At 39.6% G+C, this 18,573-nt stretch carries 21 protein-coding genes and 3 pseudogenes; 23 read left to right on the top strand and 1 reads right to left on the bottom strand.

Annotated features, from left to right (window positions below; all coding sequences use genetic code 11):
• The first annotated feature begins 268 nt into the window (after positions 1-268).
• The 18 genes and pseudogenes from JCM19034_RS16235 to JCM19034_RS16175 all read left to right on the top strand — a co-directional run bounded on the left by JCM19034_RS16235 (position 269) and on the right by JCM19034_RS16175 (position 13,496).
• A complete protein-coding gene (locus tag JCM19034_RS16235; RefSeq protein ID WP_062051363.1) occupies positions 269-652 on the top strand; it encodes a metalloregulator ArsR/SmtB family transcription factor in 384 nt (127 codons plus the stop codon).
• Positions 636-2,793, top strand: a pseudogene (locus tag JCM19034_RS16230) (heavy metal translocating P-type ATPase). The gene JCM19034_RS16235 and the pseudogene JCM19034_RS16230 overlap by 17 nt, the downstream one beginning before the upstream one ends.
• A gap of 107 nt (positions 2,794-2,900) precedes the next feature.
• Positions 2,901-3,050 (top strand): hypothetical protein, encoded by a 150-nt coding sequence (locus tag JCM19034_RS21920; protein WP_156324020.1) that lies wholly within the window; start codon positions 2,901-2,903, stop codon positions 3,048-3,050.
• Positions 3,051-3,464: 414 nt separating this feature from the next.
• Positions 3,465-3,884: a hypothetical protein gene (locus JCM19034_RS23475; protein WP_231686999.1), complete on the top strand. Its 420-nt coding sequence runs from the start codon at positions 3,465-3,467 to the stop codon at positions 3,882-3,884.
• Positions 3,881-4,720, top strand: a complete 840-nt coding sequence (locus JCM19034_RS23470; protein ID WP_231686998.1) for a hypothetical protein — start codon at positions 3,881-3,883, stop codon at positions 4,718-4,720. The genes JCM19034_RS23475 and JCM19034_RS23470 overlap by 4 nt, the downstream gene beginning before the upstream one ends.
• 99 nt (positions 4,721-4,819) lie before the next feature.
• Positions 4,820-5,029 carry a hypothetical protein gene (locus JCM19034_RS22395; RefSeq protein ID WP_197276428.1) on the top strand — a complete coding sequence of 70 codons (210 nt, stop codon included), beginning with the start codon at positions 4,820-4,822 and terminating at the stop codon, positions 5,027-5,029.
• Positions 4,981-5,742 carry an alpha/beta hydrolase gene (locus JCM19034_RS16220; RefSeq protein ID WP_197276427.1) on the top strand — a complete coding sequence of 254 codons (762 nt, stop codon included), beginning with the start codon at positions 4,981-4,983 and terminating at the stop codon, positions 5,740-5,742. The genes JCM19034_RS22395 and JCM19034_RS16220 overlap by 49 nt, the downstream gene beginning before the upstream one ends.
• Before the next feature lie 463 nt (positions 5,743-6,205).
• Positions 6,206-7,000 (top strand): DUF1672 family protein, encoded by a 795-nt coding sequence (locus JCM19034_RS16215; protein ID WP_062051360.1) that lies wholly within the window; start codon positions 6,206-6,208, stop codon positions 6,998-7,000.
• Between the two features lie 20 nt (positions 7,001-7,020).
• Positions 7,021-7,392 carry a hypothetical protein gene (locus JCM19034_RS16210; RefSeq protein ID WP_062051358.1) on the top strand — a complete coding sequence of 124 codons (372 nt, stop codon included), beginning with the start codon at positions 7,021-7,023 and terminating at the stop codon, positions 7,390-7,392.
• A 291-nt stretch (positions 7,393-7,683) separates the two neighbouring features.
• Positions 7,684-8,442: a DUF1672 family protein gene (locus JCM19034_RS16205; RefSeq protein ID WP_062051356.1), complete on the top strand. Its 759-nt coding sequence runs from the start codon at positions 7,684-7,686 to the stop codon at positions 8,440-8,442.
• Positions 8,436-8,588, top strand: coding sequence for a hypothetical protein (locus tag JCM19034_RS21915; RefSeq protein ID WP_156324019.1), 153 nt, complete (start codon positions 8,436-8,438; stop codon positions 8,586-8,588). The genes JCM19034_RS16205 and JCM19034_RS21915 overlap by 7 nt, the downstream gene beginning before the upstream one ends.
• A gap of 372 nt (positions 8,589-8,960) precedes the next feature.
• Positions 8,961-9,866, top strand: coding sequence for a DUF1672 family protein (locus JCM19034_RS16200; RefSeq protein ID WP_062051354.1), 906 nt, complete (start codon positions 8,961-8,963; stop codon positions 9,864-9,866).
• A 272-nt stretch (positions 9,867-10,138) separates the two neighbouring features.
• Positions 10,139-10,525, top strand: coding sequence for a hypothetical protein (locus JCM19034_RS21910; RefSeq protein ID WP_156324018.1), 387 nt, complete (start codon positions 10,139-10,141; stop codon positions 10,523-10,525).
• Positions 10,489-11,334: an SA1320 family protein gene (locus tag JCM19034_RS16190; RefSeq protein ID WP_370622122.1), complete on the top strand. Its 846-nt coding sequence runs from the start codon at positions 10,489-10,491 to the stop codon at positions 11,332-11,334. Before JCM19034_RS21910 ends, JCM19034_RS16190 begins: the two co-directional genes overlap by 37 nt.
• A 56-nt stretch (positions 11,335-11,390) precedes the next feature.
• Positions 11,391-11,978 carry a hypothetical protein gene (locus JCM19034_RS16185; RefSeq protein WP_156324017.1) on the top strand — a complete coding sequence of 196 codons (588 nt, stop codon included), beginning with the start codon at positions 11,391-11,393 and terminating at the stop codon, positions 11,976-11,978.
• Between the two features lie 206 nt (positions 11,979-12,184).
• Entirely contained in the window at positions 12,185-12,592 is a 408-nt protein-coding gene (locus tag JCM19034_RS23465; protein ID WP_231686997.1) for a cyclase family protein, read from the top strand.
• Between the two features lie 95 nt (positions 12,593-12,687).
• On the top strand, positions 12,688-12,852 hold the full coding sequence (locus JCM19034_RS23460) for a hypothetical protein (RefSeq protein ID WP_231686996.1): 165 nt from the start codon (positions 12,688-12,690) through the stop codon (positions 12,850-12,852).
• A 14-nt stretch (positions 12,853-12,866) separates the two neighbouring features.
• Complete coding sequence (locus tag JCM19034_RS16175; RefSeq protein WP_370622120.1) at positions 12,867-13,496, top strand: alpha/beta fold hydrolase; 630 nt, start codon at positions 12,867-12,869, stop codon at positions 13,494-13,496.
• A 61-nt stretch (positions 13,497-13,557) separates the two neighbouring features.
• On the opposite strand, the gene JCM19034_RS16170 is transcribed toward JCM19034_RS16175, so the two are convergent.
• Positions 13,558-14,754 carry a YecA family protein gene (locus JCM19034_RS16170; protein WP_062051347.1) on the bottom strand — a complete coding sequence of 399 codons (1,197 nt, stop codon included), beginning with the start codon at positions 14,752-14,754 and terminating at the stop codon, positions 13,558-13,560.
• Positions 14,755-15,152: 398 nt separating this feature from the next.
• On the opposite strand from JCM19034_RS16170, the pseudogene JCM19034_RS25255 reads away from it, so the two are divergent.
• The 5 genes and pseudogenes from JCM19034_RS25255 to JCM19034_RS16150 form a co-directional block, all read left to right on the top strand.
• Positions 15,153-15,350, top strand: a pseudogene (locus tag JCM19034_RS25255) (PHP domain-containing protein); the annotation flags it as partial.
• 162 nt (positions 15,351-15,512) lie between these two features.
• Positions 15,513-15,926 carry a hypothetical protein gene (locus tag JCM19034_RS23450; RefSeq protein WP_231686995.1) on the top strand — a complete coding sequence of 138 codons (414 nt, stop codon included), beginning with the start codon at positions 15,513-15,515 and terminating at the stop codon, positions 15,924-15,926.
• Positions 15,923-16,720 (top strand): sugar phosphate isomerase/epimerase, encoded by a 798-nt coding sequence (locus JCM19034_RS16160; protein ID WP_062051346.1) that lies wholly within the window; start codon positions 15,923-15,925, stop codon positions 16,718-16,720. Before JCM19034_RS23450 ends, JCM19034_RS16160 begins: the two co-directional genes overlap by 4 nt.
• A 41-nt stretch (positions 16,721-16,761) precedes the next feature.
• A pseudogene (gene surE / locus JCM19034_RS16155) lies at positions 16,762-17,519 on the top strand (5'/3'-nucleotidase SurE).
• Positions 17,516-18,571: an ABC transporter substrate-binding protein gene (locus JCM19034_RS16150; protein WP_062051345.1), complete on the top strand. Its 1,056-nt coding sequence runs from the start codon at positions 17,516-17,518 to the stop codon at positions 18,569-18,571. Before surE ends, JCM19034_RS16150 begins: the two are co-directional and overlap by 4 nt.
• Positions 18,572-18,573: the final 2 nt, after the last annotated feature.

The raw sequence follows: 18,573 nt of genomic DNA, 5'->3' as shown, positions 1-18,573 counted from the left end.
ATGAACCCTGCACCAAAGTGAGAATAGCAACATAAATGACCGAATTCTATGCTATTTTCGCATGGAAAGATCGTTACTCGTTTCATGCTACAACTTCCACCAGTCTCGCTAATTTTGACCTCCTTACATTCCAGCAATCACTAATTCTACAGGAGCTAGTGCTCTACATAAATTAGTGTATCAATCAAATGATTATTTGATTGACCTTTATTCAAATAGGTATTAGAATGAAGATATAATCAAATAACCATTTGAATGAGGTGGGAGAATGGGAAATCAAACAAATCAATCACAAGATGTATGTGAAATTTTCTCTTATGACGAAGAAAAGGTGGATCGTGTTCGATCAATTGTAGATAAAGAGAATTTGGCGGTTGCTACAAAAATATTTAAAGCGATGGCTGATGAAACTAGATTAAAAATTGTTTATGCACTAGTTCAAGAAGAGGAGTTATGTGTATGTGACGTAGCAAACATCATCAATGCATCAACGGCTACGGCATCACATCATTTACGGCATCTTCGGCAATTAGGGATTGCGAATAGTCGAAAAGAAGGGAAATTAGTTTTCTATTCGTTAGATGATGATCATGTCAAAATGCTAGTTACAACCGCGATCATTCACGGGAAAGAAGTTGATCAACGTGGCTGAATTAAATACAAAAGAAAATAAGAGCGTATTTCGTGTAGAAGGGTTCACGTGTGCCAATTGTGCAGGGAAGTTTGAACGCAATGTAAAAGGACTACCAGGTGTGGAAGATGCCAAGGTGAATTTCGGGGCTTCGAAAATAACTGTATCCGGTAATGCATCAGTAAAAGAATTAGAAAAAGCAGGCTCTTTTGAAAATCTAAAGGTGTATCCTGAAAAGAAAAGTAATACTTCCTCTCAAATGAATGAAGGCGAAGCTGAACTCAAGGTACCGTTTTATAACAAATATCGAACAGTTCTATTCGCGGTTGCCTTTCTCGCATTAGGGTACGTCTCACTTTTTGTGAATGGTGAGAGCAATCTTGTAACGATTTTATTATTTCTAGCATCAATCCTTGTCGGGGGATTATCCTTACTTAAGGTGGGCTTGCGAAATTTAGTCCGCTTTGAATTTGACATGAAAACACTAATGACTGTAGCGGTAATAGGTGGTGCCATTATAGGCGAATGGGGAGAAGTTGCTATTGTTGTGATTCTGTTTGCAATTAGTGAAGAGCTTGAACGCTTTTCCATGGATCGAGCAAGAAACTCGATTCGCTCCTTGATGAATATTTCACCGAAAGAAGCTTTAGTTAGACGAGATGGCCAAGAATTACGCGTACACGTAAATGACATTCAAGTCGGAGATATTATGATCGTCAAACCGGGGGAAAAAATAGCAATGGATGGTGTTGTCACTCATGGCCATTCCACTGTTAATCAAGCGGCGATTACAGGTGAATCAATACCTGTGGAGAAAACGATTGATGATGAAGTATTTGCAGGGACGTTAAATGAAGAAGGTCTATTAGAAGTTACGATAACAAAATTAGTAGAAGATACAACAATAGCGAAAATTATTCATCTTGTTGAGGAGGCTCAAGGTGAGCGTGCTCCAGCCCAAGCATTCGTTGATCGATTTGCTAAGTACTACACTCCGATTATTATGGTAATCGCTGCTTTAGTGGCACTTGTACCACCATTGTTGTTCTCTGCTAGCTGGGAAACGTGGGTTTATCAAGGGTTAGCGGTTTTGGTAGTAGGTTGTCCATGTGCTTTAGTCATTTCAACACCCATTTCAATTGTATCAGCTATAGGAAATGCCGCGAAAAAGGGAGTTTTAATAAAAGGTGGAATTTATCTTGAAGAATTGGGTGGATTAAAAGCAATAGCGTTTGATAAGACCGGAACGTTAACAAAAGGAGTGCCAACTGTTACCGATTATCGTGTGTTAGAAGAACAAATGGCAGCTAAAGAGTTGCTGTCTATAATAGCGGCGTTGGAGCATCGTTCCCAGCATCCCCTTGCTTCGGCAATTATGAAAAAGGCAGAAACAGAAGCGGTCCCCTATTCTGACGTAGAAGTTGAAGATTTCGTATCGCTTACTGGTAAAGGAATTAGCGGCGTAATTAAAGGCGTTACGTACTTTATTGGTAGCTCGAAGCTTTTTCATGATCGATTGAACAAACAGCTTGACGGAGAAATCCGATCTTTACAGCAGCAAGGAAAGACTGTCATGCTTGTTGGTACAGATTCGGCTATTCTAGCTATTATCGCTGTTGCTGATGAAGTTCGAGATTCAAGTAAAGAAGTGGTTCAAACGTTACATGAATTAGGCTTGAAGGAAAGTGTGATGCTGACAGGTGATAACGAGGCTACAGCTGAGGCGATTGCACGTCAAGTTGGAGTTACCGACGTTGAAGCAGAGCTGATGCCAGAGGAAAAAGCTCCATTTCATTAAAAAGTTGAAAGCGAAATATGGAAAAGTAGCGATGATAGGTGACGGTGTCAATGACGCCCCGGCTCTAGCTGCTTCTTCAATCGGGATTGCTATGGGTGGCGCTGGTACAGATACGGCATTAGAGACAGCAGATGTTGCTTTGATGGGCGATGATTTGCGAAAGCTCCCATTTACTATAAAGTTAAGTCGAAAAGCTTTAACTATCATTAAGGCAAATATCACATTTGCAATAGCGATTAAATTTGCCGCGTTATTATTAGTTATACCAGGCTGGTTAACTTTATGGATAGCGATTGTATCAGATATGGGTGCTACGATACTCGTCGCGTTGAACAGTATGAGATTAATGCGAGTAAAAGAATAAAGGTGAACATCCTTGTCTTTTCGAGCAATCAGATCGTTACGTTTTGTCTCCTGAAAATTAGGGTAATTTCTAATTAGTAAAGGCTAAGTAAAAGGAGACATGTACCAATGAAATTAACTGAGGATCATTTAAAGAAACTACTAGAGTTTGTCCATAATAGAGAATCTGGTCACGATCCACAGGCAAATGCTGAGATCTTAGTTAGAGAAATGGTTTCCTACGTTCAAAAAAGAAAAGTGGAGGCAACTTATAAATAAATTGCCCGTTTGTATTTTTCCGTAGATAAAAGGGGGAGACTTTTCTTGCGGGGGGAAGCCTTATGAAGCAGGAAATATATCTACTATAGGTTTCATGTAGCAAGTTATTACTGGACAGCTACGTTCAAAAAATGAGTTTTGCCATCTGGTTAATAGGGGATATTATAAATGAAACACATGCCACTAGAAGGTTGATTTATAGCCTTTTTAGTGGCTTTTCGTGTTGGTTGATATTGAATATGGGGAACTTATTTAAAAGGTCGACAGGTCTTTTTTAGATTCTCCCTATGTGTCATAATAGAAGGAAAACAATTTTAGATCATTAGAAAGAAGGCGATTCCTTTTATACAGAATGAAGAGACATTAAAGACGACGAAGATTCTTGCCTTTTTTGTTCCGCTCGGATTGTCGGCTGTGTTGGTGACGTTATCTCATATTATTATTAATGGAACGTTAACAAGAGCGACTGATGCGGAAGTGATTATTGCTAGCTACGTGATTGCAATGAGCTTATTCTCCATTATGGAACGGCTCGGTGTTCTTTTACGTAATGCGTGTTCAGCATTAGTTCGTGATCGTGTATCGTTTCAAGCAATGGCAATGGTTGCAGTTTATGTTGTAGCGACCTTAATGTTATTTTCGGCTACAATTGCTTACACACCAATAGGTCCTTGGATTTTTGAACATATATTTGGGGCGGAGCAAGCGATGATCGGACAAATTGTTGAAGTGTATCAAATCCTGATCATTGTTACATTCTTTTCAGCGATACGCTGCCTGTTTCAAGGTGTGATTATATTTAACCGGCAAACGAAATGGTTGACAATTGGATGATTATCCGTTTGATCGGAATGTATTTGCTCTCACTCGTTTTCATCCATACCGGTTATATTAATGCCAAAACGGGTGCCTATATATTTTTATTTGGGATGATGATTGAAAGTGCTGTTAGTTTCATTGAAGGACGTGTCTTAGTTAAGAAAATGATCAAGAAGGACCCGACCCATCATGTTGAGCGAAAGTCACAAGTGTTTCGATTCTATTATCCTCTCATTATATCGTCGCTTATTATCGTCATGGTAGGGCCGCTTATTAACATCTTTTTAGGAAGAACAGCCGAGATTGAGTTGGCGATCGCTGCTTATGCTCTTGCATTAAGCGTTACTCAATTGTTTTTAAGCTTCTTTAGTTATGTTCATCAGATTGTTCTAACGTTTTATAAAGATCACCCTAAAAAGGTACGGCAATTTACTTTGTTAGTCGGCTTTATACCAACGTTATTATTAGCTTTGTTTTGCTTTACTCCAATTGGAAGCTTTGTTGTTGAACACTTGCTTGGAGCGAATGAACGGTTGATGCTAGCTACACTTGATACGTTAAAGGTATTTCTGATTATGGCACTTGTTTTCCCATTTATCGATTTCTGTAACGGAATATTAATGATCCGAAACCAAACCAATAGCATGGTTATCTCTCAATCAATGAATTTAGTAATCACTTTTATAGTAGTTGCAGGCATGACCGCTTTCGCACCGACTTGGAATGGGATGATTGGGGCCATGGCACAATCACTTGGCATGGTTGCAGAGCTTGCTGTGTTGATGGTGATTGTGTTAAAAGCAAAGCGAGCGATCGTTGTGAAGAGGAAGGTTGAAGACACAGGAGTGTAGGAAGGTAGAAAAGTGTGCAGAAGGTTGCGCTTGGAATATCTTATGAAATACTTATAAAGGTATTAATTGAATAATGTCGAAGAAGTAACATAGTAAGAAATGAATCGAACAGAGGAGGAATTAACGATGATTCATAAAAAAGCATTGCTATGGAACGATGAAAATGAAGCGAAATTATTCACATATGTATGGGAGCGCTCAGAGGAGCTAAAGCCTAATAGAAAAAACCAGCTGTTATTATTTGTCCTGGCGGTGCTTATATGGGTACATCTGACCGCGAGGCAGAGCCTGTTGCACTTCGGTTTATGACGGCTGGGTATCAAACGTTTGTCCTACGATATACAACTTATTATAAAACATTTGCTTCAGATTCTAATCAAAAAGGTAGAGAGGAGCCTGTATTACCACAAGCGTTGTTTGATTTAGCAAAAGCGGTTTCTACTGTCAGAGAGCATGCTGATGAATGGGATGTTAATCCAAATCAAATTGTTATATGCGGGTTTTCAGCAGGAGGTCATCTAGCAGCAAGTTTGGGTGTACATTGGCACGAATCATTCTTGAGTGAAGAACTATCAGTTGAAAGTGAACAGTTGAGGCCAAATGCACTTATTCTTGGTTATGCTGTCTTAGATTATATATTAATGAAGGAAGAAGCAGAAAAGGAAGAAGCCCAATGGAAGCACGAAGTATGGAAGTCTTCTAATCATGCTGTATTTGGAAAAGAGATGCCTTCTTTAGAAGAGCTGAACAATATAAGTCCCGTTAATTTTGTTACAGAAGCGACTCCACCAACCTTTCTATGGCATACAGCCGACGATGATTTAGTCTATGCACAAAATTCACTACACTTTGCGACTGCGTTAGCGAAGAAAAGGATACCATATGAGCTTCACGTGTTTGAAAGCGGTGTCCACGGTTTATCGCTAAGTGATGAAACAACTGAGAATGACCCGGTTCATGTAAATCAAGACTGTCAAGTATGGGTGGACTTGGCATTAAAATGGTTGAAAAAACGGATGTAAAAAATCTATTGTAGCAGCCTCCAGAGTATTCTGGAGGTTTTTCAAAAAGAGAAATCAACTATAAGTAACCGAACTGCAACTAATATATGGTATAGAAAAGTGAATTATACAACTATGGCTAATTCCCCGCGTGAAACTACTGAGCTCGTAATAAACTTTGTCAGAATGAAAGTCGAAAGTATAACCATTCCTCCTTTTCTGAAGTATCTCTATGCCTCATTCTCCAGACCTAATCAATAATGCCTGTTTTTGAGAAAATCAAGAGATAGTGTTAAAAGTTTCCTGTCTGTAAGTTACACTAGTGTCTGTAAAAGACTTATAGCTTGTAGACCTCATTAGGAGGGAGAATCTAGATGAAGCGTCTAAGTTTAGTCATGCTCTTGTTAGTAAGTACGATTAGTTTAAGTGGTTGTGTATCGATGTTTGGAGAGATTCGGAAGAAGAACATGCGGCACGAACGTTGATGAGCGTCAATGATTACACAGGAGAAGAATATCGTCTTCGCGGGGGAAAAGCGACGAATGAACTGGCTCAAGAATTGTTTCCGGAAATTGAAGAAGCAGTGCAAGAGTTTTTCCGAAAAGAATATAAAACGGAAGTCATTGTTCATAATGCCGTAGGGGCATCAGGCGGAGCGACGGTGTTTGTTGAATCGGTTGGAGAACCACATTTTCATACGTTTGCGGTTATTCCGATAGATACAGAAAACAAGCGAGTACGGGCAGAGGATGTTTGGACAGAGAGTGGTCAAGTCGAACAAAGCCTCTTTGGTGGACTGTTGGCGATGGTTATGGAGGATGAATTTAAAGCGTTAGAGGAGTATTTAGTTGGATTAACGAAGGAGTACCCAGTAGTAGGGTTACGGCAGGAAGCGGTAAATAATGTGAAAGCGACAGGATATACAACACCGCACTTTTTTGTCCAACCGTTGACGATGGATGAGTTAGAAGAAATCAATCAGCTTTATTTCGATAATCCTGATATTACGAAAGAAGAATTGAGAGAGCAGTTTGATACTGAAAAGTACGAGGCAAAAGCACTAGCTATTGTAATTAACTTATATATGAGTGAGCCTGAATTACAGCCAGATCATGAGATATACGAAAAGGTAGTCTCGGACTTAGAAGTACTTGATGGAATCCCACGCGGCGGTTACACCTTTATATTACGCGATAACAATATTATAAAGCGTACAGGGACAGGTAATGATCAAAATGATATTAGTCGTGCTGGGCCTAATAAAATAATTCGAGATTAGATATGAGAGGAGTGAGATTAGTGAGTCAACAGATTGAAATAAATGGTACGACTGATATGGAGCTTGTGCAACTGAGTGGGTTACATGCCTATTTAGAATATGATAGAGGTTCATATTTTAAAATTGATAGTAAGGAGTTTGAAGTAATTGACACCGAATACAACCACCTCACCGGCCTCGATGCCCTAACCGTTCAAAACCTTGCAACAGGCGAATACACCGTCGTTTTCGTCGGCACGGATGTCGAGAGCAAGTACGGTATGCAGGATGTGAAGACGAATATTCAGCTTGTGACTAGCCAACGCCTGCTCAGCTTGAGGCGGGGATTGAATATGTGGAGACTGGTGTTGCTGATGCTGCAGGTCTCGCGTTTCCTCATTAATAAAATATAGAGAAGTTAGATGTTTATATACCATCTTTCCCACCGCAAATGACCTCACTTTGCAATTCCCTAACGGTTCAAAAATAAAAAGAAACGGAGCTTTTAAAAACCTTCGTTAGAATAATAAGTGAGATAACTTCCTCATTTTAAAGTGTCCCCTTGTCTCGTTCTCTAGACCTAATCAATAATGCCTGTCTTAGAAAAAATCAAGATATAGTGTTAAAAGTTTCCTGTCTGTAAGGTACACTAGTGTCATTAAAAGACTTATAGCATGTAGACCTCATTAGGAGGGAGAATCAAGATGAAACGTCTAAGTTTAGTTATGCTTATGTTAATAAGTACAATCAGTTTAGGTGGTTGCTTCTCGATGTTTGGAGAGATTTCGGAAGAAGAACATGCAGAACGTACGTTGATGAGCGTCAATGATTACACAGGAGAAGAGTATCGTCTTCGCGGGGGACAGGCGACGAATGAATTGGCTCAAGAATTGTTTCCGGAAATCGAAGAAGCAGTGCAAGAGTTTTTCCGAAAAGAATACAAAACGGAAGTCATTGTTCATAATGTCGTAGGGGCATCAGGTGGAGCGACGGTGTTTGTTGAATCGGTTGGAGAACCACATTTTCATACGTTTGCGGTTATACCAATTGATACAGAAAACAAGCGAGTTCGGGCAGAGGATGTTTGGACAGAGGAAAGACAAGTCGAACAAAGTCTTTTTGGTGGTCTATTGGCAATGATCATGGAAGATGAATTTAAAGCGTTAGAAGACTACTTAGTAGAGTTAATGAAGGAATATCCGGTTGTTGGAATGAGACAAGAGGCTATAAACAATGTAGTAGCTTCTGGGTATACAACCCCACATCTTTTTGTCCAACCATTGACGATGGATGAGTTGGAAGAGATAAATCAACTATATTTAGATAACCCAAATATTACGAAGGAAGAGCTGCGAACTCATTTTAATACTGAGACCTATAAGGCTGAGGATTTATCTATAACAATAGAATTATATATGAGTGAACCCGGTATGGACCGGATGGAGAAATTTTCGATATGGTAGTAAACGATTTAGAAACGATGGAAGGTATCCCACGTGGGGCTTATGCTGTTCTATTGCGAGATAATAATGTTATTAAACGTACCGGCACAGGGAATGATCAGAATTATCTTAGACGCAATAATCCAAATAAAATTGTTCGAGATTAGAAGTTAGGTAGGAAGAGTGGTTTAAATCAATTCATACAACGCATATGGAACTTGTACAATTGGGCGGTTTGCACGCCTATTTAAATCACAGATTGCCTTCTCAATTTTCAATAGAAGGAATGGAAATTCGAGTTATTCACACCGAATACAACCCCCCACCGCCTCGATGCCCTAACTGTTCAAGATTGAGATTTAATGTTACCAACATCCTTCACTTTAAAGTGTCCCCTTGTCTCATTCTCTAGACCTAATCAATAATGCCTGTTTTTGAGAAAATCAAGAGATAGTGTTAAAAGTTTCCTTCCTGTAAGGTACACTAGTGTCTGTAAAAAGATTTATAGCTTGTAGACCTCATTAGGAGGGAGATTCAAGATGAAGCGTCTAATTTTCGTAATGTTCCTGTTAGTAAGTACGATCAGTTTAGGAGGTTGTTTATCGATGTTTGGAGAGATTTCGGAAGAAGAACATGCAGAACGTACGTTGATGAGCGTCAATGATTACACAGGAGAAGAGTATCGTCTTCGCGGGGGGCAAGCGACGAATGAACTGGCCCAAGAATTGTTTCCGGAAATTGAAGAAGCAGTGCAAGAGTTTTTCCGAAAAGAATATAAAACGGAAGTCATTGTTCATAATGCCGTAGGGGCATCAGGCGGAGCGACGGTGTTTGTTGAATCCGTTGGGGAGCCTCATTTTCATACGTTCGCGGTTATACCAATTGATACAGAAAATAAGCGAGTTCGGGCAGAGGATGTTTGGACAGAGAGTGGTCAAGTCGAACAAAGCCTCTTTGGTGGACTGTTGGCGATGATTATGGAGGATGAATTTAAAGCGTTAGAGGAGTATTTAGTTGGATTAACGAAGGAATACCCAGTAGTAGGGCTACGGCAGGAAGCGGTAAATAATGTGAAAGCGACGGGGTATACAACGCCGCACTTTTTTGTTCAACCGATGACGATGGATGAGTTAGATAAGATAAATCAGCTTTATTTCGATAATCCCGATATTACGAAAGAGGAATTAAGAGAACATTTTGATGTAGAGAGTTATGAAGCCGAGGATTTATCTATTTCAATTAATTTATACATGAAAGAACCTGGGACAGAACCAGATGAAGCTATTTTTGACATGGTTGTAGATGATTTAGAAACGATGGATGGCTTACCACGTGCGGCTTTTTCCTTTACATTACGTGATAACAACATAATAAAGCGTACAGCGACAGGAAGTAATCAGAATTATTTACGGCGTGGTAATCCTAATAAGATTATTAGAAAATAGAGAGCTATAAGGGAGTGTTAGCTTTGAGTAATGGATTAAAAATAGATCAAACAACCGATAGTGCTCTAGTTCAAATGGGTGGATTGCACGCATATTTACATTATGAACCAGATACTATATTTCATATTGATAAGGCAGAATTCGAAGTCATCCACACCGAATACGAGCACCCCACCGGCCTCGATGCTCTAACCGTTCAAAACCTTGCAACAGGCGAATACACCGTCGTTTTCGTCGGCACGGACGTCGAAAGCAAGTACGGTATGCAGGATGTGAAGACGAACATTCAGCTTTTGACAGAGCCAACGCCTGCACAGCTTGAGGCGGGGATTGAGTATGTGGAGATGGTTCAGCGGGAGCTCGGAATCGAAGTGGAATCGTTAGCGGGCAATTCGCTTGGAGGTGGTGTTGCTAATGCTGCAGGTCTCGCGTTTCCTCATATGCGTGCCGTCACGTTAAATCCAGCTCCTCTTCCTTCAGGTATGATAGAGGATGGAGTGGTTCATCCGAATATCACGAACTATCTTACAGAACATGACATTCTTACGGCTGCTCTTCGGGCGGGGAAGATTGCTAATCAGGTGCCTGGGGAACATGTTGAAATTCACCAGGGGGTTCCTGGCTGGGCACAGCTTGTGCCAATCATACTGGTTATCTAAAGGAAGACAACCGCCATGTAGAAACAGTGACAATTGGTGAATATGGTAAGCCGGGCTACGGTCATATTTATATGGATGCTGACCGTCACATTGTTACTAGTATTTGGACGGGACAGCCGTTATATGGTCAGCGTTCGGAACGAATAGAGATTAATTATCAGGAATTATTTCAGTTAAGTGAAGGGTTAGAGCCTGCAGTCATAGAGCGGCTAACGTTAGCACAAACCTACCTTGGTCACGCGATGGATATTGTTGACTATCAAAAGATGCAAAAGCATACCCGTATGAATAAATTAAGAGAGGCGTTTCTCGATTTATTTGAGCAGCTAGCCGATAGAAGACTACTCATAAACATACATCAACCTCACAATGAACTTAAGAAGGTCATCCAGAGTTTACATACACTACTTGATCTAGCTGAAGCACGTTGTTCATCCCTTGATACCATCTTAAATTCCCCTCCGATGGAATTGATAGAATCCCTTTTTAATACGAAGATTGATGTTGCCAGTCTGTTTTCTCCTGTTAGAAACTACCTCCATGATTTAGAGACTAAGGTTGATGAACTGTCTACGTTTGTACGTGATTTAGTAATGGATGGGTTAGAAGATTTATTAAAAGGCGGACAAAATGCCTTTTTGGATGTCGTAGTGGATGAATTAGCGGCTCATCACCAATTAGTGGGTAGAAATCATGATACCGTCTTAACACAAGCGAAGGAGTTTCGCGTTCAAGTTAGTCAAGTGGCTGAAAAGTTTGAATATGTTGATCAGAACGTGTCAGATGCCGTTCAAAAAGGGGGGCATTAGATATAACAAGTTCTAACCCATCAATGAACATTGTGGAAATAGAGGACTCTCCTTATATGCTTCATTATATGAAAATAAAGGAATTCCATCGAGATGCGGCACTCACGTTGTTTAAAAATAAAACATATCCAATCGTGGTAGGACTCGTTGGGGCGATCGATTTTGTATTGGGAGCTATTATTTTAGGTGCCCAATCAATTCAGTTTGCGATTAGAGAAGATTCGAGGTTATGGAGAAAGGTCGAGCTTGCTGATACTGCTCTGCAAACCTTCTTCAATTATGAGAGCCGTGTCGTATCGGCTGTGAATAGTGCACGGGAACAGTTAGATGATTTTATTGATACGGTTCAAGGGATTCGAAATGGATTATCACTTTTACAAGCCAATTATCCGACTCTTGTTGATAAGCTACGACCCTATGTGGATTCGGTATTGTTTCGTGATGAAGACTACCAAAATGTCTACTTATATAACTATGCAGCACGAGCACTTATTAGAGAGTCAGAGATTGTCTTCGATGATGTCCACTATCAATTTGAACATAATCGTGCTAAATCGATGAATATGCTGCAACGAGTTTCAAAAAGTGTAGTAGGAAATTTACAGAAGCTTGATGAGCAGGTTGAACGCTGCTCGACAGGTTAACCAGACATAATAAAGGATGAACATGGTAAAACATCGTTCATCTTTTTTATTTCACGACATATTTGATAGCATAAAGCTGAATCAATTTTTGAATCGAATCCCTCTAGCTATCGTATATGATAGTAGATGACTAGTAATCGCTTAATAGGGAGTACATGGCAATAGGACACTTTTTCTAAATTGTATACGTAGAGGAGAAGATTGATATGATAAAAACGTACATTGATTTAAGCCATACGATTGAAAATGGGATTGTGACATATAAAGGATTACCGGCACCGATTATTTGCGATTACTTGAGTCGCGAGGAGTCAAAGCAGCATTACGAAGCGGGTACTGAATTTCAAATTGGGAAGATTGAGATGGTTTCCAATACGGGGACTTATGTTGATGTTCCCTTTCATCGTTACGAAGGGGGAAAAGATTTATCAGAAACAGCTATTGAGAAAATGGCCGGTTTGGAAGGTGTGCTTATTCACGTTAAGGAACATGAGAAAGCCATTGATGAATCTTTCTTTTTCAACATCGATGTAAAAGGGAAGGCGGTATTAATACATACATGCTGGGATCGGCATTGGAATACAGATCAGTATTTTGAGGATCATCCTTTTTAACTGAGGGTGCGGCACGCTATTTAGCAGAGAAAAAAGTAGCATTAGTCGGAATTGATTCTGTCAATATCGATGATACATCAGGAAAAAGCCGCCCCGTGCATACAAAATTGTTAGGAGAAGAAATCCTGATAGTAGAGCATTTGTGTAAGCTTCATTTAATTGAGGATCGTCCGTTTTCTTTTTACGCTTTGCCTCCTAAATTGAAAGGTGTCGGAACGTTTCCAGTAAGAGCAATGGCTGAAATTGTAGAAACAACTTAAAGGAGTAGGTAGCGATTAACGTCATATTAATACATGGCTTCAATAAACGCTCAGATGATATGAAGCCACTACAACGTTATTTAGAAGAATTTGGCTATGATTGTATATTGCCAGATTTGCCTCTTACGTTTCAAGATGTAGAGGATGCAACGTGGTTGTTAGATGAATTGTTGAATGAAATGGATATTTCTGATGGTCAAAAGGTACACCTTGTCGGTCATAGTACAGGTGGCCTTGTGATTCGCAAGCTAATAACTGATAGTGAACAAGTGCATAAAATAGGACGTTGTGTTTTAATTGCAACTCCGAATCAAGGTAATAGGCTGGCTATGCTTGCTGATAAGGTGAAGCTATACACGAATATCTATAAAACGGTTAGATCAATAACGAAGAAACGAATCAAGAGCTATCAATTAAAAAACGATGATAATATCGAAATGGCGGCGATTGCCGGAGATAAAAGCAATTTACTATTAGGTCGCTTTCTTAGACAACATAATGATGGTCGTGTTGAAGTTGAATCTGTCTATTTCCCTGAATTAACCGATTTTGCTACACTTCCATATGGACATAAGGACATTCATCATCAGAAGGAAACGGCTATGATGGTGGATCGCTTTTTACGTTTAGGGAAGTTGAAATAACATAGGTGTTTCAAAAAGACCTTATAAGTCCTAATGAAACACCAAAATATCCTAGGATAACCTAGTATCCGCAACACTTCTTATATTTCTTCCCACTACCGCAAGGGCACAGTTCGTTTCGGCCAATTTTTTTCCCTGTTTGAAAGCTTATTACGTTGTTTGGCTTCGGTTTCTTTGGACCTGGATTTGGTCGTAATTCAACGGATGTGTAGCCTTTTAGGAACCATACGCGTGTATGATTCATTAACTCTATGAGTGTATGTGCAAGTTTATGAATATCAGCTTCACTTTGTATCTCTAGTTCATTTGATAGTTTCGATATCATTTCATTTGGTGTAATTCCGTTCTTTGCCGCGATCGTAATTTCCTCGACCATCATATCGGCTTCCTCTTCATTTAACTCGAAGTGACGGATCAGCAGAGAGACCATCTGTTGATAGTGCAGATTCTTTTCTACATAATTAGGTTCTCCTGCCTGTAAGAGCTCTTCCTTAGTAAACGGGTAATAATCTAACCCGACTCTACTTTTTTGCTGTTGTAATACTTCCTCTATATTATCGACTAAATAATGAGAAAAGCCTTGATGGACTGATTGAATTTTCTCGTAATAGTCGATTGCCTCATGTATCACTCGAAAATAGTGCCCGTAATCGGTAATCGGGGCATAGCGGCTTAACAGTTGGTTGATTTTATCCATTGGTAATACACCATAGTAATAGCACAATCCATGTGTTAGCTTTATTATTTCTGTATTTAGTTTGCTCATAGTTTGAATATCTTCTTGCTCAGCTAGTTTCTTTAACGGTTCAATAAGATCCGTAGGAATAGCGATAACATGCTGTCCATCTAAGTGGCACATGAAGAAAAATCCAGTAGAGGCGAAATAGACTTCCTTTTCGATATCCAACTCAAGCTGCTCGAGTGTAAGGACGCCGTTATTGTTGCATGCTTGTATGAGGTAATCCAATCGTTCCTTGTCCCAATTTTTCAAACGTTCTTCTATTTTCACAGGGATATAATCAACTAAAGTGTCGACTAGCTCTGCTTTTTTTAACTGGCTTGCTCGCGGGACATTGAACAAACGTCGTATATCGCTAAGCTCATCTTTTGTCAAGCTGGATAACGCTTCTTGTAATGTGAAAGGAGCTTGAATTCGAGCATATTTTTTCTGGATCTTTTGTTCACTTTTTGCGAGATCAATTTCTAATTGATGTAAGGCTGCTTCTAATTTCTTTTGATCATTTTTGTTGATTTTCATTTCTTACTCCTCTTTTTTTGGTTCTGCTACTGTCATTATAACGGGAAAGAAGAGGAGATGGTAGGGGGACATTAACGTGAATTGACATATAGAATAGCAAAATGTAAAGAGCAACCTTTTTAGTAATGTAAATGAATGATTAATTCTTAATATTACGTTCATATTTAATCGCTTGAAACATCATTTATAAGCGTTGATTTAACTTAATTAAACTGTTAATTTACCTTATCTTTACAAATGTATGAATTTACAATTCTTTTACACAACAGTTAATTCTTCTTCATTCTTACTTGATGTTTCTTATGTACGATAGTAATAGAAGAGACGGAGGGATGTGATTGGTTGCGAATTGATTTACATATGCATAGTACACACTCAGATGGAAAGATGAGCCAAGTGAAGTAGTTTGTGAGGCCGAGCGTCTTGGCGTTTCTGTTTTAGCAATCACTGATCATGATGAAATCTCTGGTTTTCGTGAAGCAGAAAAGGCTGCAGCTAATAAACAAATCAAGCTGCTATCAGGTATTGAATTTAATACAGATGGAAAGCAAGGAGAGCTTCATATTCTCGGCTATGGTTTAGATGTAGAACATCCGAAGCTACTTAAATATGTCAAGTGGAGAAAAGAAGAGAGGCTTGAATGGTCACAACGAATTGTCTCTCAACTAAAAGAACTGGGATATGAAATTGAGTGGGAGAATTGCTGGAAACGTGCTAGTGGACAAGTCATAGTTCGTACGCATATTGCAGATGAATTAGTGGCAAATGGCTACTTTTCTTCTTCAAAGCACGCGTATGAAACGTTGCTGAAAAAAGGGAGAAAAGCTTTTATTAATCGAGAAGGTCTTTCAGCAGAGGAAGCGATTGAACTTATTCATGAATGTGGTGGCAAGTCATTTCTCGCTCATCCTGGTATATATGATTGGGAGTTTTCATTGAGTGATTTACTAGAAGCTGGACTTAACGGCATTGAAGTCTACTATTCTCAACATAACGATCATGATACAAATAAGTGGTTGGAGCTAGCGAAGCGCAATCAGTTGTTAGTTAGTGTCGGTAGTGACTTTCATGGCTACCAGTCACGTAGTCCTTACCCGATTGGTTCTGTTGATTATAACGAGAAGCAATTGGAATGGGTCTTTGCACAGCTAGAGGAAGAGGTGAGGAAGTGAAGTTATATGCATCTTCGACGTTACTTTGGGGGAAGTGCATTCATGATATCGGAGCAATGGTTTCGCATGAAAGCCTTGACGGAATTGAACTATGGGCAGAGCAAATTTGGCATAGCAAAATGAATGTTCGTGATATTAAACGAGTATTAAAAAAGTACAACCTTGAAGTGAGCTTTCACGCTGCAAGCTGGGATTTAAATATTTGTTCATTAAATGAGGGAATTCGAAAACAGTCGATTGATGAGGTCATTCGCTCCTTTGCGTTAGCTGCTTCAATTGGTGCAACGAATGTAACGGTTCATCCAGGAAAACGAACGTTATCGAAGGATTGGACGCTATGGCACATTCGAATGTTAGAGGAAAGCTTAGATGTCTTAGAGGAAGCTGCTGCTACTTATGGGATTACGTTGTCTCTTGAGCTGATGGAAAATGAAAAAAAGGAATTCGTCACATCAGCTCAGCAAATGACCCCTTTTATTTTCAATCGCTCAGAGCATGTACAAACGACATTTGATGCAGCCCATATTGCATTAAATAAAAATATTGTGGAAGAGTTTCAACAAATGATAAGGGTAAATAAAATTCATTTAAGTGATTCAACAGCCTCTATCTACCATGTGGCGTTAGGAGAAGGAGATCTAGACCTTGAGCCATTTCTTACTCTTATAAAAGGTGTCGAGCTACCTGTTGTCCTTGAAGGCTATGATACTAGTGAAGATTGTACACTATTAAAAAAGCACGTTCAGTATATGGAGGCATTTATAGAAAAGAATGTGGAGGAAGTGATAAGTTGAGGTTTCTAGTAACAAATGACGATGGAATTTTTGCTCCTGGGGTGGCTGCGTTAGTTGAAGTTCTCCAACACTTTGGAGACATTTACGTCGTATGCCAGATCAGGAAAGGAGTGCAATTAGTCACTCTATCACATTACGACAGCCTTTAAAAGCTTCTCCAGTTACATTGTTCGGAGAAAACGTACAAGCTTGGGCTGTAAATGGAACGCCAGCCGATTGTGTGAAGCTTGGAATGGATGTCTTAATGAAAGAGCCACCAGATGTAGTTGTATCAGGTATTAACATCGGGCCTAATTTAGGGAGAGACGTCTATTATTCTGGAACAATGGCAGCAGCTGCAGAGGCAGCTTTATATGAAATCCCGGCCATTGCTGTCTCACTAGATCGTTTGGAGGTGAAAGATCTCAATTTCCAAATTCCAAAGCGTTTATTGTACCAAGTGATAGAGCCACTTCTTGCAAATGAAATACCGAGTGGAGTTTTTGTAAATGTGAATTTACCTTATGTGAAAAAGGAATATTGTCAAGGGATTGCTGTTGCTCCGCTTGATTTATCGGTTGCACGTTATCGCTATGTTGGTCTCAATGATCCATATGGGAATGTGTATTACTGGCTAAAGGATCGGTTGCAACAGTTGAGTGAATTTAATGATGAAGGAGACTACGCTAAACTTAAAGCGGGTTATATAACAGTAACACCTCTTGAAGGGAAGGTTAGTCAACTGAAGCATTTACGAAAATTCGAACGTTGGTTAAAAACGGCGATGAACAAAGATATAAAGGAGGAAACAGTAAAATGAAGAAATGGTTAACGACAATTGTAGTGATGGTGGTATTTGTTTTAGCAGCTTGTGGGGCAGAGGATAGTCAGTCTGACAATGATTCTGTGGGTGATGGTGAACAAAATGATATAGAAAACGAGGCTAACACAGAGGTTTCCGGAGAGATTCAATTTTATACGTCACAGCCAGATGCTGATGCAGAACAGCTTGTAAAAGAATTTAATGAACTATATCCGGATGTTGAAGTGTCAATTTTCCGTTCTGGTACAGAGGAAGTAATTAGCAAAATTTTAGCGGAACAACAGGCAGGAGATATTCAAGCAGATGTGCTTTTAGTGGCCGATGCAGTGACATTTGAATCATTAAAAGATCAAGAGTTGTTATTACAATATGAATCACCAGAATTTGCCCATATTCCTGATGAATTTATTGACGCTGACCATATGTACGCAGGAACAAAAGTCATGGCAACGGTATTGGCTGTTAATACAAATGATGTAACAGACCTTCCGTCTTCATGGAAAGTTGTAACTGAAGAGGAGGCTAATGGTGAGGTCATTATGCCAAGTCCTCTATACTCAGGTGCAGCAGCATATAACGTTGGTGTATTCTCTAGGCAAACTGATTTTGGTTGGGATTTCTTTGAAGAACTTAATGAACGAGACGTAACGGTTGTGCAAGGGAATGGAGCGGTACTTCAAGCTGTCGCTGGTGGTGAGCAATCGTATGGAATCGTCGTTGACTTTATCGTCGCTCGTGCAAAAGAGGAAGGTTCCCCAGTTGATTTGATCTATCCTGAAGAAGGTGTGCCAGTTATTACAGAGCCAATCGGAATAATGAGTGGAACTGATAATGAAGAAGCTTCAAAAGCATTTGTCGATTTTGTCTTATCTGAGCAAGGGCAACAGCTAGCAGCCGATATTGGTTATACACCTATCCGCGAGGGAATTGCTGCACCTGAAGGCTTGAAGACAATTGATGAGATGAACGTTTTAAGTTCTGATGTAGCTGACTTACTTTCTACAAGAGAGGAAGATAAGCAAAAGTTTGTTGATATCTTTGGAGAATAATT

The organism is Bacillus sp. JCM 19034, from assembly GCF_001310635.1.
In the GTDB taxonomy this organism is placed as follows: Bacteria; Bacillota; Bacilli; order Bacillales; family Bacillaceae_D; genus Halalkalibacter.
The sequence above is the reverse complement of the archived record's forward strand: the minus strand, read 5'-3'. Positions and strand labels throughout refer to the sequence as shown.

Coding starts and splice junctions, on each gene's coding strand:
- JCM19034_RS16235 (WP_062051363.1), top strand. CDS start 269: ATGGGAAATCAAACAAATCAATCACAAGATGTATGTGAAATTTTCTCT.
- JCM19034_RS21920 (WP_156324020.1), top strand. CDS start 2,901: ATGAAATTAACTGAGGATCATTTAAAGAAACTACTAGAGTTTGTCCAT.
- JCM19034_RS23470 (WP_231686998.1), top strand. CDS start 3,881: ATGATTATCCGTTTGATCGGAATGTATTTGCTCTCACTCGTTTTCATC.
- JCM19034_RS22395 (WP_197276428.1), top strand. CDS start 4,820: ATGAATCGAACAGAGGAGGAATTAACGATGATTCATAAAAAAGCATTG.
- JCM19034_RS16220 (WP_197276427.1), top strand. CDS start 4,981: ATGGGTACATCTGACCGCGAGGCAGAGCCTGTTGCACTTCGGTTTATG.
- JCM19034_RS16215 (WP_062051360.1), top strand. CDS start 6,206: ATGAGCGTCAATGATTACACAGGAGAAGAATATCGTCTTCGCGGGGGA.
- JCM19034_RS16205 (WP_062051356.1), top strand. CDS start 7,684: ATGAAACGTCTAAGTTTAGTTATGCTTATGTTAATAAGTACAATCAGT.
- JCM19034_RS21915 (WP_156324019.1), top strand. CDS start 8,436: ATGGTAGTAAACGATTTAGAAACGATGGAAGGTATCCCACGTGGGGCT.
- JCM19034_RS16200 (WP_062051354.1), top strand. CDS start 8,961: ATGAAGCGTCTAATTTTCGTAATGTTCCTGTTAGTAAGTACGATCAGT.
- JCM19034_RS16185 (WP_156324017.1), top strand. CDS start 11,391: ATGCTTCATTATATGAAAATAAAGGAATTCCATCGAGATGCGGCACTC.
- JCM19034_RS23465 (WP_231686997.1), top strand. CDS start 12,185: ATGATAAAAACGTACATTGATTTAAGCCATACGATTGAAAATGGGATT.
- JCM19034_RS16170 (WP_062051347.1), bottom strand. CDS start 14,754: ATGAAAATCAACAAAAATGATCAAAAGAAATTAGAAGCAGCCTTACAT.
- JCM19034_RS16150 (WP_062051345.1), top strand. CDS start 17,516: ATGAAGAAATGGTTAACGACAATTGTAGTGATGGTGGTATTTGTTTTA.